General features: G+C 70.7%; 13 protein-coding genes. 7 read left to right on the top strand and 6 right to left on the bottom strand.

All coding sequences use genetic code 11. From position 1 onward, the window contains the following. Positions 1-25: 25 nt before the first annotated feature. From ABT057_RS08575 to galU, 5 genes are all read right to left on the bottom strand, one after another. Positions 26-652 carry a GNAT family N-acetyltransferase gene (locus tag ABT057_RS08575; protein ID WP_352341890.1) on the bottom strand — a complete coding sequence of 209 codons (627 nt, stop codon included), beginning with the start codon at positions 650-652 and terminating at the stop codon, positions 26-28. Beyond that, on the bottom strand, positions 649-1,164 hold the full coding sequence (locus ABT057_RS08570) for a MogA/MoaB family molybdenum cofactor biosynthesis protein (RefSeq protein ID WP_352341718.1): 516 nt from the start codon (positions 1,162-1,164) through the stop codon (positions 649-651). The genes ABT057_RS08575 and ABT057_RS08570 overlap by 4 nt, the downstream gene beginning before the upstream one ends. Then, the gene (moaC, locus tag ABT057_RS08565) at positions 1,161-1,673 is read right to left on the bottom strand and encodes a cyclic pyranopterin monophosphate synthase MoaC (RefSeq protein ID WP_352341717.1); all 513 of its coding nucleotides are present in this window, start codon (positions 1,671-1,673) and stop codon (positions 1,161-1,163) included. The genes ABT057_RS08570 and moaC overlap by 4 nt, the downstream gene beginning before the upstream one ends. 62 nt (positions 1,674-1,735) lie before the next feature. Next, entirely contained in the window at positions 1,736-3,061 is a 1,326-nt protein-coding gene (gene glp / locus ABT057_RS08560; RefSeq protein ID WP_352341716.1) for a molybdotransferase-like divisome protein Glp, read from the bottom strand. A 5-nt stretch (positions 3,062-3,066) separates the two neighbouring features. Beyond that, complete coding sequence (gene galU, locus ABT057_RS08555) at positions 3,067-3,969, bottom strand: UTP--glucose-1-phosphate uridylyltransferase GalU (RefSeq protein ID WP_352341715.1); 903 nt, start codon at positions 3,967-3,969, stop codon at positions 3,067-3,069. Positions 3,970-4,061: 92 nt separating this feature from the next. On the opposite strand from galU, the gene ABT057_RS08550 reads away from it, so the two are divergent. Beyond that, positions 4,062-4,682: a 5-formyltetrahydrofolate cyclo-ligase gene (locus tag ABT057_RS08550; protein WP_352341889.1), complete on the top strand. Its 621-nt coding sequence runs from the start codon at positions 4,062-4,064 to the stop codon at positions 4,680-4,682. A gap of 79 nt (positions 4,683-4,761) precedes the next feature. On the opposite strand, the gene ABT057_RS08545 is transcribed toward ABT057_RS08550, so the two are convergent. Beyond that, the gene (locus ABT057_RS08545) at positions 4,762-7,551 is read right to left on the bottom strand and encodes a penicillin acylase family protein (protein WP_352341714.1); all 2,790 of its coding nucleotides are present in this window, start codon (positions 7,549-7,551) and stop codon (positions 4,762-4,764) included. Positions 7,552-7,760: 209 nt separating this feature from the next. Here ABT057_RS08545 and ABT057_RS08540 point away from each other — a divergent pair, with 209 nt between their 5' ends. The 6 genes from ABT057_RS08540 (at position 7,761) to mscL (ending at position 13,501) form a co-directional block, all read left to right on the top strand. Then, a complete protein-coding gene (locus ABT057_RS08540) occupies positions 7,761-9,317 on the top strand; it encodes a potassium/proton antiporter (RefSeq protein WP_352341713.1) in 1,557 nt (518 codons plus the stop codon). A 237-nt stretch (positions 9,318-9,554) separates the two neighbouring features. Then, a complete protein-coding gene (locus ABT057_RS08535) occupies positions 9,555-10,811 on the top strand; it encodes an MFS transporter (RefSeq protein ID WP_352341712.1) in 1,257 nt (418 codons plus the stop codon). A gap of 67 nt (positions 10,812-10,878) precedes the next feature. Further along, complete coding sequence (locus ABT057_RS08530; protein WP_352341711.1) at positions 10,879-11,211, top strand: FmdB family zinc ribbon protein; 333 nt, start codon at positions 10,879-10,881, stop codon at positions 11,209-11,211. Between the two features lie 100 nt (positions 11,212-11,311). Further along, the gene (locus ABT057_RS08525; protein ID WP_352341710.1) at positions 11,312-12,145 is read left to right on the top strand and encodes an S-methyl-5'-thioadenosine phosphorylase; all 834 of its coding nucleotides are present in this window, start codon (positions 11,312-11,314) and stop codon (positions 12,143-12,145) included. Positions 12,146-12,334: 189 nt separating this feature from the next. Continuing rightward, positions 12,335-12,889 (top strand): hypothetical protein, encoded by a 555-nt coding sequence (locus ABT057_RS08520; protein WP_352341709.1) that lies wholly within the window; start codon positions 12,335-12,337, stop codon positions 12,887-12,889. Between the two features lie 120 nt (positions 12,890-13,009). Continuing rightward, a complete protein-coding gene (mscL, locus tag ABT057_RS08515) occupies positions 13,010-13,501 on the top strand; it encodes a large conductance mechanosensitive channel protein MscL (protein ID WP_502973825.1) in 492 nt (163 codons plus the stop codon). Positions 13,502-13,530: the final 29 nt, after the last annotated feature.

Below are 13,530 nucleotides of genomic sequence, written 5' to 3'. Positions count from 1 at the left end.
CGGTTCTTTCGGGGACCGGCTCATTTCAATTGGACGCGTTCTGCGAGCGCGCACGCCGCCAGCGGCCCAGCAGGCCTTCCGGGACCTCCTCCGCCGTGAGCGCGAAGACGAGGTGGTCGCGCCAGGCGCCGTCGATGTGGAGATAGCGCGGCCGCAGCCCTTCCTCACGGAATCCGAGTTTCTCCACCACCCGGCGGCTGGGCCCGTTCTCGGGGCGAATGCAGACCTCGATGCGGTGCAGTCCGACAGTGCGGAAACAGTGGTCCACTACGAGCGCCACGGCCGTGGGCATCACCCCGCGGCCGGCCACCGCCTCGTCCACCCAGTAGCCGACGTGTCCGGAGCACATCGACCCCCAGGTGATCCCGGCGACCGTCAACTGCCCGACGAGCTGCCCCTGGTACTCGATGACGAACGGCAGCATCCGCCCCGCGTTCGCCTCGGAGCGCAGATGGCGCACCATCTGGCGGTAGGTGGGCCGGTGTGCGATCGGCCCGCTGGGCGCGGGCGGCGGGATGGTCGCCTCCCAGGGACGCAGCCAGTCCCGGTTGCGCCGGTTGACCTCGCGCCAGGCCCGCTGGTCGCGCAGTTTTATCGGCCGTAGGACGACGTCGCCCTCCGTCAGTTCGACCGGCCAGGATGCGCTGTTCAGCTCGCACCCCCGGCACTCGCCCCGGGTCTCGGGTGGTCACCGCCGCGGAGCTGGTCCACGGCGTGCTTCAGCAGGGGCTCCAGGACGGCCAGGCCGTCCTTCACCCCGCCGGTCGAACCCGGCAGGTTGACGATCAGTGTGCGTCCCGCCACCCCGGCCACACCGCGGGAGAGCGCCGCGGTGGGCACCTTCTCCCGGCCGTACGCCCGGATGGCCTCCGCGATGCCCGGCACCTCGTGGTCGAGCACCGCGCGGGTGGCCTCGGGGGTGCGGTCGGTGGGCGAGACGCCGGTACCGCCGGTGGTGACGACGACGTCGTACCCGGCGTCCACCGCGGCGCGCAGGGCGGCCGCCACGGGGTCGCCGTCCGGGACGACCCGAGGGCCGTCGACCGCGAATCCGAAGCCCTTGAGGCCGTCGGTGATCAGCGGGCCGCCCCTGTCCTCGTAGACCCCGGCGGCCGCCCGGTTGGAGGCGGTCACGACGAGCGCCCGGTACGGCACCGCGCTCATGCCCGGCTCCAGTCGCCCGACTTGCCGCCCGTCTTCTCCTCCACGCGCACGTCCGTGATGACCGCTCCCTTGTCGACCGCTTTCACCATGTCGATCACGGTCAGCGCGGCGACGGAGACCGCGGTGAGCGCCTCCATCTCCACGCCCGTGCGGTCCGTCGTCTTCACCGTGGCGGCGATCTCCACGGCGTCGTCCGCGACCGACAGGTCCAGTTTCACACCGGAGACCGACAACGGGTGACACAGCGGGATCAGGTCCGGGGTCCGTTTGGCGCCCATGATGCCCGCGATCCGGGCGGTGGCGAGGGCGTCCCCCTTGGGGAGCCCCTCGCCGCGCAGCAGCTCGACCACACGGGGCGAGACGAGGACACGGCCGCTGGCGCGCGCGGTGCGCGCGGTCACGTCCTTGCCGGACACGTCGACCATGCGGGCGGCGCCCGCCTCGTCGATGTGCGTGAGTCGATCCTGCTCAGGGGGTCCGGGGGTCTCCCCCCGGAAAGGCACAGTCATGGTCTGTCGGCGCTTCCGGTCGGGCCTGTTGTGCGCGACACGGTACTCCCCACCAGGAGGGCTCAGCCGAGCAGGACCACCTCGACCTCGGTGTCCGGGTCGACCGACTCCACGTCCTCGGGGACCACGATCAGCGCGTCGGCGTGCGCGAGGGCGGCCACCAGGTGGGAGCCGGCGCCGCCGACGGGGCGGACGGTGCCGTCGGTGTGGGTGGCGCGCAGGAACTGTCTGCGGCCCTTGGGGGAGGTCAGCGCCTTGTCGGCGGTCAGTCGCGCGCGCGTGGTGGGCCGGTGGACGTCCCGTAGGCCCATGAGGGTGCGGATCGCGGGGCGGACGAACAGCTCGAAGGAGACGTACGACGACACCGGGTTCCCGGGCAGGGCCAGCAGGGGGATGTGGTCGGGGCCGATGGAGCCGAAGCCCTGGGGTTTGCCGGGCTGCATGGCGAGCTTGCGGAAGTCGATGCCGCTGCCCGCCTCGTCCTCGTCGCCGACGGACGACAGGGCCTCCTTGACGACGTCGTACGCCCCGACGCTCACCCCGCCGGTGGTGACGAGGAGGTCGGCGCGCACGAGCTGGTCCTCGATGGTGGAGCGGAGCGTCTCGGCGTCGTCGGCGACCGCGCCCACCCGGTAGGCGATGGCTCCGGCGTCCCGCGCGGCGGCGGTGAGGGCGAAGCTGTTGGAGTCGTAGATCTGCCCGGCGCCGAGCTCCTCGCCGGGCTGGACGAGTTCGCTGCCGGTGGACATGACGACCACGCGAGGGCGGGGCCGCACCCGGACCGTGCCCCGGCCGATCGCGGCGAGCAGCGCGATCTGCGGCGGTCCGAGGACGGTGCCGGCCTCGAGGGCGCGGTCGCCGGCCCGTACGTCGCTGCCCTTCGCGCGTACGTGCGCGCGTGCCTCGGCGGGGCGGTGCACGCGCACGTGTCCCGAGGCCTGCTCGGGGGCGAGGCTGCGGGCGCGCATGCCGCCGACGGGGCCCGCGCCGAGGCCGCCGTCGGTCCACTCCACGGGGACGACCGTCTCGGCGCCCGGCGGCAGGGGGGCGCCGGTCATGATGCGGGCGGCCTGCCCCGGTCCCACGTGGAGCAGGTCGGCGGCCTGGCCGGCCGCGATGTCCCCGACGACCTCCAGGGCCGCCGGGAACTCCTCGCTCGCGCCCGCGACATCCGCGACCCGCACCGCGTACCCGTCCATGGAGCTGTTGTCGAAGGGCGGCAGCGAGACCGGCACCGTGACGTCGTCGACCAGGACGCAGCCCTGGGCGTCGGGCAGTTGCAGCTCGATGGGCTCCAGGGGGCGGACGGTGGCGAGGATGTCCTCCAGGTGCTCGTCCACCGACCACAGGTGGTCCTGGCCGGTGGGGCGGGGCGCGGCGGTGCTCAAAGTGGCTACATCTCCTCGGTGACGTAACTGCGAAGCCAGGACCGGAAGTCCGGACCCAGATCTTCACGCTCGCACGCGAGTCTGACAATGGCACGCAGATAGTCGCCGCGGTCGCCGGTGTCATAGCGGCGGCCCTTGAAGACGACGCCGTGCACCGGGCCGCCGACCTTCTCGTCCTGGGAGAGGAGCTGGAGGGCGTCGGTGAGCTGGATCTCGCCGCCGCGGCCCGGCTCGGTCTCGCGCAGCACGTCGAAGACGGCCGGGTCGAGGACGTAGCGTCCGATGATCGCGTAGTTCGAGGGGGCGTCGGCCGGCTCCGGCTTCTCCACCAGGCCGGACACCTTGACCACGTCCCTGTCGGGGGTGGTTTCCACGGCCGCGCAGCCGTAGAGGTGGATCTGCTCGGGGGCGACCTCCATGAGCGCGACGACGCTGCCGCCGTACAGCTCCTGGATCTCGATCATCCGCTGGAGCAGCGGGTCGCGGGGGTCGATGAGGTCGTCGCCGAGCAGGACGGCGAACGGCTCCTGCCCGACGTGCGGGGCGGCGCACAGGACGGCGTGGCCGAGGCCCCTGGGGTCGCCCTGCCGGACGTAGTGCATGGTGGCGAGGTCGCTGGACTCCTGGACCTTGGCGAGCCGGTTGGCGTCGCCCTTCTTCTCCAGCGCCGACTCGAGTTCGTAGTTGCGGTCGAAGTGGTCCTCGAGAGGGCGCTTGTTGCGGCCGGTGACCATGAGGACGTCGTCGAGGCCGGCGGAGACCGCCTCCTCGACCACGTACTGGATCGCGGGCTTGTCGACGACCGGCAGCATCTCCTTGGGAGTCGCCTTGGTCGCCGGGAGGAACCGGGTACCGAGGCCCGCCGCGGGGATGACAGCCTTGCTGATCCTGGGGAGCGACTGAGTCATGCCCGCACCTTATCCGGTGGCTTTGAGAGGAATCTGTAGCTCCGGTTAATAGGTGCCCATATGAACACATTGGAGCAATGCAGATGCCGCACATGGGCCACCGCGACGACAGTCGGGACTCTGGCAAACGCACGTTGCGGCGAGCGTTCCTGGATGTGAGAAACAGGTTGACGGCGGATGACGTACGGGCCGCCGGCGCCGCGCTGGCCGCGCGCGCCCTGGAGCTTCCCGAAGTGGCACACGCGCGCACGGTGGCGGCCTACGTCTCCGTGGGCACCGAGCCCGGCACGGTGGAGCTGCTGGACGCGCTGTACGCGCGGGGGGTGCGCGTCCTGCTCCCCGCTCTGCTGCCGGACCACGACCTGGACTGGGGCGAGTACGCGGGCGAGGGTTCCCTCGTCCGCGTCCGGCACGGCGGCCGGATGGAGCTGCTGGAGCCCGCCGGGGAGCGACTCGGCCCGGAAGCCGTGACGAGCGCCGACGTGGTCCTGCTGCCGGGACTCGCGGTCGACACGCGCGGGATGCGGCTGGGGCGCGGCGGAGGGTCGTACGACCGGGTCCTGGCCCGTCTGGAACGCGCGGACGCGCGTCCCGCGCTGGTGGTGCTCCTGTACGACACCGAGATCGTCGAACGTGTCCCCGACGAGCCGCACGACCGGCCGGTGCGGGCGGTGGTGACGCCTTCGCGCGTGCGGCGCTTCCCCGGAGAGTGAGGCACGGGGACGTGATGAAGGGGCCCTCCACGCGCGCGTGGAGGGCCCCTTCATCAGTCGCTCGCTCTCAGGGCTCGAGTCAGGGCTTGAGCACGAGGGTGTCGCTGGTGTTCTTGTCGACCGCCTTCTCGGAGAAGGACCAGTCGAGCAGTTCGCCCTTGGCCCACTTGCCGGTCTGGTCGGTGTAGTGGGCGCTGAAGGCGTGTCCTGAGGCGCCGGTGAGGTTGATCCACTTCGACTTGTCGAGGTCGTCGAGGTTGACCACCATGCGCATCGACGGCACCCAGACGACGCCGTAGCCGCCGGCCGCGTTCCAGCCGGTCGCGTCCACCGCCGCCTCGCCGCCGCCCAGCTTCCACGGGCCGCGGTTGAGGATGTACTGCAGGAAGCCGGGGCCGCTGGTGCCCAGGGTCTGGTTCTTCAGGAACAGGCGGTGCAGCCGGCCCCAGCTCCAGGTGTCGATGTCCTTGCCGAGCTTCGCGGTCAGCTCCCAGCGGGCATCGATCATGGCGCGCTTGAACAGGTCGTCGCGGTTGTGGACGGCCTCGGGGCGGCCGCTGGCCGACTTGGGCGTCGTCCACCAGTCGCTGGCCGGCTTGTTCATGAGGTTGCGCACGACCTGGAACCAGCGGTCGCCGCCGTCCGGCTGTGCCTGGTCGGCGTCGCGCTGGCCGCACTCACGGACCTTGCCGGTGTCGTCGACGGGGCTGGTGGACTTGGCCGGGTCGACCCACAGGCACTGCCCCTCGACGCGCAGCTCCTTGGGCAGCTTGTTGCCGAAGGCGAGCTTGAGGATGTTGCGCCAGACGGCGTTGAAGTAGGCGGCCGCCGCCGAGTCGGCGTCCTGGGTGCGGTCCCAGCCCTGCAGCAGGTCCTGGGCCGCGCGCACGTCGGGGTCGTCGATGTTGAGCTTCAGCAGGGTGGGGACGAGCAGCTTGGCGATCTCGCTGCTGTTGTCCATCTGCATCTGCCGCATGTCGTCGGTGGAGATCTTGCCGCCGCCCTTGATCTTCTGCTCGATCAGGTCGGTGATCCGCTGGCTGCGGGTGCCGTAGCCCCAGTCCGTGGTGAGCGTGTAGGGGTACTTGTCCTCGTCGACCACGGCCTGGTTGGCGGTGACGATGTAGCCGCGCTCGGGGTTGTACTCGTAGGGCAGCTCATTGAACCCGATGGTGCCGGTCCACTCGTACTTGGACTCCCAGCCCGGCACCGGGACCGAGCCGTCGTCGCCCTTCGCGCGCGTGGGGATGCTGCCGGGCAGCTGGTAGCCGATGTTGCCCTCGGTGTCGGCGTAGACCAGGTTCTGCGAGGGCACGTCGAAGGACTTGGCCGCGTCGCGGAAGCCGTCCCAGTCCTTCGCCTTGTCCATGGCGAAGACACTGTCCATGGTGGTGCCCGGCTCGAGCGCGGTCCACTTCAGGGCGACGCCGTAGCCGTCGCCGCGGTCGGGTGCCGCGTTGTCGACGGTGGCCTTCTGGCCGACCTTCACGAGTTCCTTGTTGCGGTCGGACAGCAGGGGCATGCCGTCCTCGGTCTGCCGGACGACGATCTTCTTGGAGGTCCCGCCGGCGACCTTGATGGTCTCCGTGCGCGAGGTGAAGGGCTTCACCTTGCCGTCGTAGAGGTAGCCGTCGCCGGAGAGCTTCTCCAGGTAGAGGTCGGTGACGTCGGCGCCGGAGTTGGTCATGCCCCAGGCGATGTCCTGGTTGTGGCCGATGACCACGCCGGGCATGCCCGCGAAGGTGTAGCCGGTGACGTCGTACTGGCACTTGCCGGAGACGGTGCGGCAGTGCAGGCCCATCTGGTACCAGACGGACGGCAGCGAGGCCGACAGGTGCGGGTCGTTGGCCAGCAGCGGCTTGCCGGTGATCGTGTACTTGCCGGAGACGACCCAGGAGTTGGAACCGATGCCGTTGCCGTTCACGCCGACGGCCGTCGGGAGGTCGTCCAGGACGTTGTAGAGGCCCTCGAGCTGGCCCTGCAGCCCCGCGGTGTCGGAGGACGCCTGGGAGGTCCCCGTGCCGTCCGTGGAGCCGTTCGTGGAGGTGCCGCCGGAGCCGCTGGTGCCGTCGCTCTGTCCGAACGCCTGCGTGAGCTCGTCGTACTCGCCCTGCTGGACGATCGTGTTGGACTCGCCGTCGACGGTGTACGGGTAGTCCGGGTAGAGGTCGGCGATCTGCTGCGGGCCGAGGCGGCTGGTCATCAGGGCGCGGTCGATCTCGTCCTGCATGTTGCCGCGCAGGTCCCAGGCCATCGCCTTCAGCCAGGAGATCGAGTCGACGGGCGTCCACTCGGCGGGCTTGTAGTCGTTGGTGAAGCCCAGCGCCGCGTACTCCAGGGAGATGTCCTTGCCGTCCTTGCCCTTGAGGTAGGCGTTGACTCCCTTGGCGTACGCCTGGAGGTACTTCTTGGTGGAGGCCGACAGCTTCTTGTCGTACTCCTCCTTCGCGACGCGGTCCCAGCCCAGGGTGCGCAGGAACTCGTCATTGTCGACCTGGCCCTTGCCGAACATCTCGGACAGCCGGCCGGAGGTCATGTGCCGGCGCACGTCCATCTCGTAGAACCGGTCCTGCGCCTGAACGTAGCCCTGCGCCATGAACAGGTCCTCGTCGGAGGAGGCGTATATCTGCGGGATGCCGTAGCCGTCCCGCTTCACGTCCACCGGTCCCGACAGTCCCTGGAGGGTGATCGAACCCTTGGTCTGCGGGAAGGAGGCGCGCACGGTACTGATGGACCAGTAGGCCCCGAAAGCGATGCCGCCGATGACGGCCAGGACCAGTACGAGCACGATAAGACGGGCTTTGCGCCCCTTCTTCCTGCCGGACTTGCCGGGCTTGTCACCCGTTGTGGCGGTGGTGTTCGGGGGCATCGCTGTCCTTGCTGTCCTAACGCGAGCGGCAGGGCGGGCTGTCCTTTTGAATGAGCGCTGGAGCAACCATAGGCGCAGGGCCTCGCGCCACTTGACGCGGAGTCGGGTACCAGCACGGAAGGATGTTCGATCTTGCCTCCTCGAGCGTCAAGAAATCGTCAAGAGTTAGGTAAGGTAACGAAGTAGTTGGGTACGCGACGCACCGCCTCGTGTCCCATGTACATGTGCGCCCGCGCGCGAGTCGTGCGCGCCAGGGAAGGAAACCGCCACTGACTGTCGACCGCCTCAACCAGCTCCTCTTCGTCTGCTCGCTCGTCCTGCTCGTCGCCGTCGCAGCGGTCCGGATCTCCTCGCGCAGCGGACTCCCCAGCCTGCTCGTGTACCTGGGCATCGGCATCGCCATGGGCACCGACGGCATCGGCCACATCCACTTCGACAACGCGGAACTCACCCAGGTCATCGGCTACGCGGCCCTGGTCGTGATCCTCGCCGAGGGCGGCCTCGGCACGAAGTGGAAGGAGGTCGGGCCGGTCCTCCCGGCCGCCTCCGCGCTCGCCCTCGCCGGCGTCGCGGTGAGCGTGGGCGTGACCGCCGCGGGCGCGCACTACCTGAGCGGGGTGGACTGGCGGCAGGCACTCATCATCGGCGCGGTGGTCTCCTCGACGGACGCGGCGGCGGTCTTCTCCGTCCTGCGCAGAATCCCGCTCCCCGCGCGCGTGACGGGCACGCTGGAGGCCGAGTCCGGCTTCAACGACGCCCCCGTGGTCATCCTGGTGGTCGCCTTCTCCACGACGGGCCCCGTGGAGCACTGGTACCTGCTGCTGGGCGAGATAGCCCTGGAGCTGGCCATCGGCGCGGCCGTCGGCCTCGCGGTGGGCTGGCTGGGCTCCTGGGGCCTCAGGCACGTGGCGCTGCCCGCCTCCGGCCTCTACCCGATCGCCGTGATGGCGATCGCGGTCACCGCGTACGCGGCGGGCGCGCTGGCACACGGCAGCGGCTTCCTCGCGGTGTACCTCGCCTCGATGGTCATGGGCAACGCGAAGCTGCCGCACTGGCCGGCCACCCGCGGTTTCGCCGACGGGCTCGGCTGGATCGCCCAGATCGGCATGTTCGTCCTGCTCGGCCTGCTCGTCACCCCGCACGAACTGGGCGACGACGTGGTACCCGCGCTCGTCATCGGCCTGGTGCTGACCATGGTGGCGCGGCCGCTGAGCGTGGTGCTGTGCCTGACCCCGTTCCGGGTGCCCTGGCAGGAGCAGACACTGATGTCCTGGGCGGGACTGCGCGGTGCCGTCCCCATCATCCTGGCGACGATCCCCATGGTGAGCGGCATCGAGGGCAGCCACCGCGTCTTCAACATCGTCTTCGTCCTGGTCGTCGTCTACACCCTGGTCCAGGGGCCGACCTTGCCGTGGCTGGCCGGAAAGCTGCGCCTCGGCGAGGACTCCGAGGCCGCCGACCTCGGGGTCGAGTCGGCGCCCCTGGAGCGGCTGCGCGGCCATCTGCTGTCCGTCGCGATCCCCGAGGGCTCGAAGATGCACGGCGTCGAGGTCAATGAGCTGCGACTGCCGGCCGGGGCGGCCGTCACCCTCGTCGTCCGCGATGAAAAATCGTTCGTTCCGTTGCCGACGACGGTGCTGCGGCACGGTGACGAACTCCTCGTCGTCGCCACCGACCCGGTCCGGGACGCGGCCGAGAAGCGTCTGCGCGCGGTCGGCCACGGCGGCAAGCTGGCGAGCTGGCTGGGCACCGACGGCACACGTTAAGGCCGGGTTTCACAGTGCTCACTCTCACAGCCCAGACACACACCGCCCCCTGTACGATGAACGCGCACCTTGATCGAACCAACTCTGTCTGACGCAGAGCTGGCGCGACCGTATGGCGGCCGGAGCGCCCTCCCTCAGTGGCGCCGGTATCCACCGCAGTAGCGCAAGAGGACAGCTCTCGGCGCCCCTCGCCCGCACAGTGGGGTCGCGCTACCAGGCGGCAGAAAGGCACGGGCCGTGGCGTCCACGGTCTCCATCGGATACGGACAGCTGCTGCGCACGCGCGGCGCATGGACGTTCCTGCTCCCCGGCTTCGCGGCGCGCCAGCCGTTCGCCATGCTCACGATCTCCATCGTGCTGCTCGTGCAGCACACCACCGGCTCCTACGGGGCGGCAGGCGCCGCCGCGGCCGTCACCGGCGTCTCCATGGCCCTGTTCGCCCCCTGGAGCGGCCGCCTCGCCGACCGCCACGGACAGCGCGCGGTACTCGTCCCCGGCGTGCTCGTGCACGCGCTGTCCGGCCTCGCCCTCACCGGGCTCGCCCTCGCCCACGCGCCGTTGTGGGCGCTGTTCGCGGCGGCCGTGCCCACCGGCGCCTCGGTGCCGCAGATCGGGCCCATGGTGCGCGCCCGGTGGGCCGTGCGGCTGGCGGACTCGCCCCTGCTGACCACGGCAGCGGCCTTCGAGTCCGTCACGGACGAGCTGACCTTCGTCGTCGGACCACTGCTGGCGACCGCCCTGTGCACCGCCGTGAATCCGGCCGCAGGCCTGCTGACCGAGGCCTCCCTGACCCTGCTCGGTGGTCTGCTGTTCGCCGCGCGGAAGAGCACCCAGCCGCAGGTCTCCGCCGCCGGCCACGCGCGCGTGGAGCACGTCTCCGCCCTGCGCTCCCCCGGTGTGCGGGTGCTGATCGCGGCCTTCCTGGGCATCGGGTCGGTCTTCGGCGGCATGCAGGTCTCACTGGCCGCGTTCACCGAGTCGATCGGCGAACCGGGCCTCAACGGCGTCCTCTACGGCACCTTCGCCGCCGGCAACATGCTCTCGGGCCTGGTCTGCGGCGCCGTGGCGTGGAAGACCGCCCCGCAGCACCGCCTGCTCGTCGGGTACGGCGCACTGGCGCTGACGGCCTCCGGCCTGTGGGCCGCGCACTCGGTACCGGTCCTGGCAGGCCTGGGGCTTCTGGTCGGCATGTGCGTCGCGCCCGCGCTGATCACCGGCTACACCCTGGTCGAGGACCTGGTCCCGGCCGGGGCGCGCACCGAGGCGTTCACCTGGCTGACGGGCGCGGTGGCGCTCGGGCAGGCGGCGGCGGTCACGGTCGCCGGACAGCTGGAGGACCGCTTCCGGGGCGGGGCGGGTTTCCTGGTGCCGATGGGCGGCACGCTGCTGGCCCTGACGGTGCTTCTGGCGTTGCGTTCACGGCTGGTGGCGCGTCCCCGGGGCCGTACCGTCGCACGTGGCGTCGGTCACCGCGTGCCGGTGACAGTGGACTGATCCTCGGGAATGCGTCACTATGGACCGTCGTTAGCACTCATCGAGTAAGAGTGCCAGGAGGAAGACAGTGCCGACGTACCAGTACCAGTGCACCGAGTGCGGCGAGGGCCTCGAGGCGGTGCAGAAGTTCACCGACGACGCCCTGACCGAGTGCCCCAACTGCGGTGGCCGCCTCAAGAAGGTGTTCTCCGCGGTCGGCATCGTCTTCAAGGGCTCGGGCTTCTACCGCAACGACAGCCGCGGCTCCTCGTCGAGCAGCGCGCCGGCGTCGGCATCGAAGTCGTCCTCGTCCTCGGACAGCTCTTCGTCGTCGTCCTCGACCTCCACGTCTTCTTCCTCGTCCTCCTCGGACTCGAAGTCGTCGAGCTCCAGCACCTCGGCCGGCACCTCCGCCGCGTAAGGACTCCCCCCGGGACCCCGCCGTCGTACGACGGCGGGGTCCTCGGTGTTTTCCGGAGGCCGCTCCCGGCGCGCCACCGGGGGCGGATACTGTGCTGGCCATGGCGAACGCAGAGATCGGTGTCATCGGCGGGTCGGGCTTCTACTCGTTTCTCGAGGACGTGACCGAGGTACAGGTGGACACCCCGTACGGCTCTCCCAGCGACTCCCTCTTCCTCGGCGAGATCGCCGGACGGCGGGTCGCCTTCCTGCCGCGTCACGGCCGCGGTCATCACCTGCCTCCGCACCGGATCAACTACCGGGCCAATCTGTGGGCACTGCGATCGGTGGGCGTACGGCAGGTTCTCGGCCCGTGCGCCGTGGGCGGGCTGCGTCCCGAGTACGGGCCGGGCACCTTGCTGGTGCCCGACCAGCTGGTCGACCGCACCAAGTCCCGGGTGGGGACGTACTTCGACGGGCTGCCGCTGCCCGACGGCACCGTGCCCAACGTGGTGCACGTGTCCCTGGCCGACCCCTACTGCCCCACCGGCCGTGCGGCCGCGGCGAAGGCGGCACGCGGCCGGGAGTGGGAGCCCGTCGACGGCGGCGCGCTGGTCGTGATCGAGGGGCCGCGCTTCTCGACCCGTGCGGAATCGTTGTGGCACCGGGCGCAGGGCTGGTCCGTGGTGGGCATGACCGGCCATCCCGAGGCGGCTCTCGCCCGTGAACTGGAGCTCTGCTACACGTCGATGACTCTGGTCACCGACCTCGACGCGGGCGCCGAGACCGGCGAGGGCGTCTCGCACGACGAGGTGCTGCAGGTGTTCGCCGCCAATGTGGACCGGCTGCGGGGCGTGCTGTTCGACGCGGTGGCCGCACTGCCGGCGAACGAGGACCGGGACTGCCTGTGCACGAACGCGCTGGGCGGGATGGATCCGGGCTTCGAGCTGCCGTAGTCCGGGATCCGCCGAGCGGAACTCCTCCTTCGGGTGACGGAGTTGTCCACAAGCCGTGGGCTGTCCACCGGCTCCGGCGGACGGCGGCGCGAGGGGTCATCGTGGCCTTGCAATCCGATCCCTCGCCGCAGGTGGTGGTTCCCCTTGTCCCTTCGTCCTCCCCCTCCCCCGGTCCCTCCCCCGTGCGAGGTGCCGCAGTTCGCTCCCGTGCGGGTGACGGGCGGCCGCTACGGGCTGCGCCGGCTCGTCCGCACCCGGCAGCGGGCCCTCGCGCTGGGCCTCGCCGTCACCGCCGCCGCGCTGGTGGCGGCCGGACCGCGGACCGGCGGTCCGGCTCCGGCGCGCGGGCAGGCGGTCGGGGACGCCCATGCCCGCGCGCACTCTTCCGCGGGCGCCCCGTCCCGCGGGCGTCGGGCCGCCGAAAAAACGACAGTGCCCGTACGGATCGCCGACGCCGGGACCGTCCGGCTGCTGAGGCCCGGGGACCGGGTGGACGTCATCGCCGTCCCGGTCGCCGCGACCCCCTCGGCCGCCTCTGCCTTCGGGCGGACCGCGACGGGCGGGGAGGCGCGGGTGGTCGCACGCGGAGCGCTCGTGACGAAGGTGCCCGAGCCGCTGGACTCCTCCGGCTCCTCCGTGGGCGCCGACGGTGGCGCGCTGCTCCTGCTGTCGGTGCCCCGCTCCACCGCGGCCCGCCTGGCCGGCGCGAGCGCGACGGACCGGCTGGTGGTGACGTTGTGGTGAAGAAGAAGTTGAAGAAGAAGTCAAGTCCGTCGTTGGAGCCGACGAAAGGACCACGACCGCCTCACGTTCACGTAGGTTGCGGAGCTGTTCCTTCCACAGCACGTGCCACGACCCGTGGAGATGAGGAGAGTCCCCGAGGTGAGCGAGACAAAGAAGGATCCGAGCATCTGGCAGGGCTTCAAGGCCTTCCTGATGCGCGGGAACGTCGTCGATCTGGCAGTCGCGGTGGTGATCGGCGCGGCCTTCACGAACATCGTCAACTCGGTGGTGAAGGGGATCATCAACCCTGTCATCGGGACGATCGGAACCCAGAACCTCGACAGCTACAGCTCCTGCATCAAGGGCCCCTGCACCGGTACCGGCGACAGCGCGACGGGCGTGCGGCTCCTGTGGGGTTCGGTCCTCGGCGCGACCCTGACCTTCGTGATCACCGCGGCGGTCGTCTACTTCCTGATGGTGCTGCCCATGGCGAAGTACCTGGCCCGGATGGAGGCCCGCAGGAAGGCGAAGGAGGGCACGCAGGAGGTCCTCGAAGTGACCGAGCTGGAGGTGCTCAAGGAGATCCGCGACGCGATAGTGGCTCAGCGCGGCGCGGGCCCCATGGACCGCTAGGGCGTGTTTCGACCCGCGGCGGGTGGGGC

The organism is Streptomyces sp. NPDC002588 (assembly GCF_040295925.1).
In the GTDB taxonomy this organism is placed as follows: Bacteria; Actinomycetota; Actinomycetes; order Streptomycetales; family Streptomycetaceae; genus Streptomyces.
The sequence above is the reverse complement of the archived record's forward strand: the minus strand, read 5'-3'. Positions and strand labels throughout refer to the sequence as shown.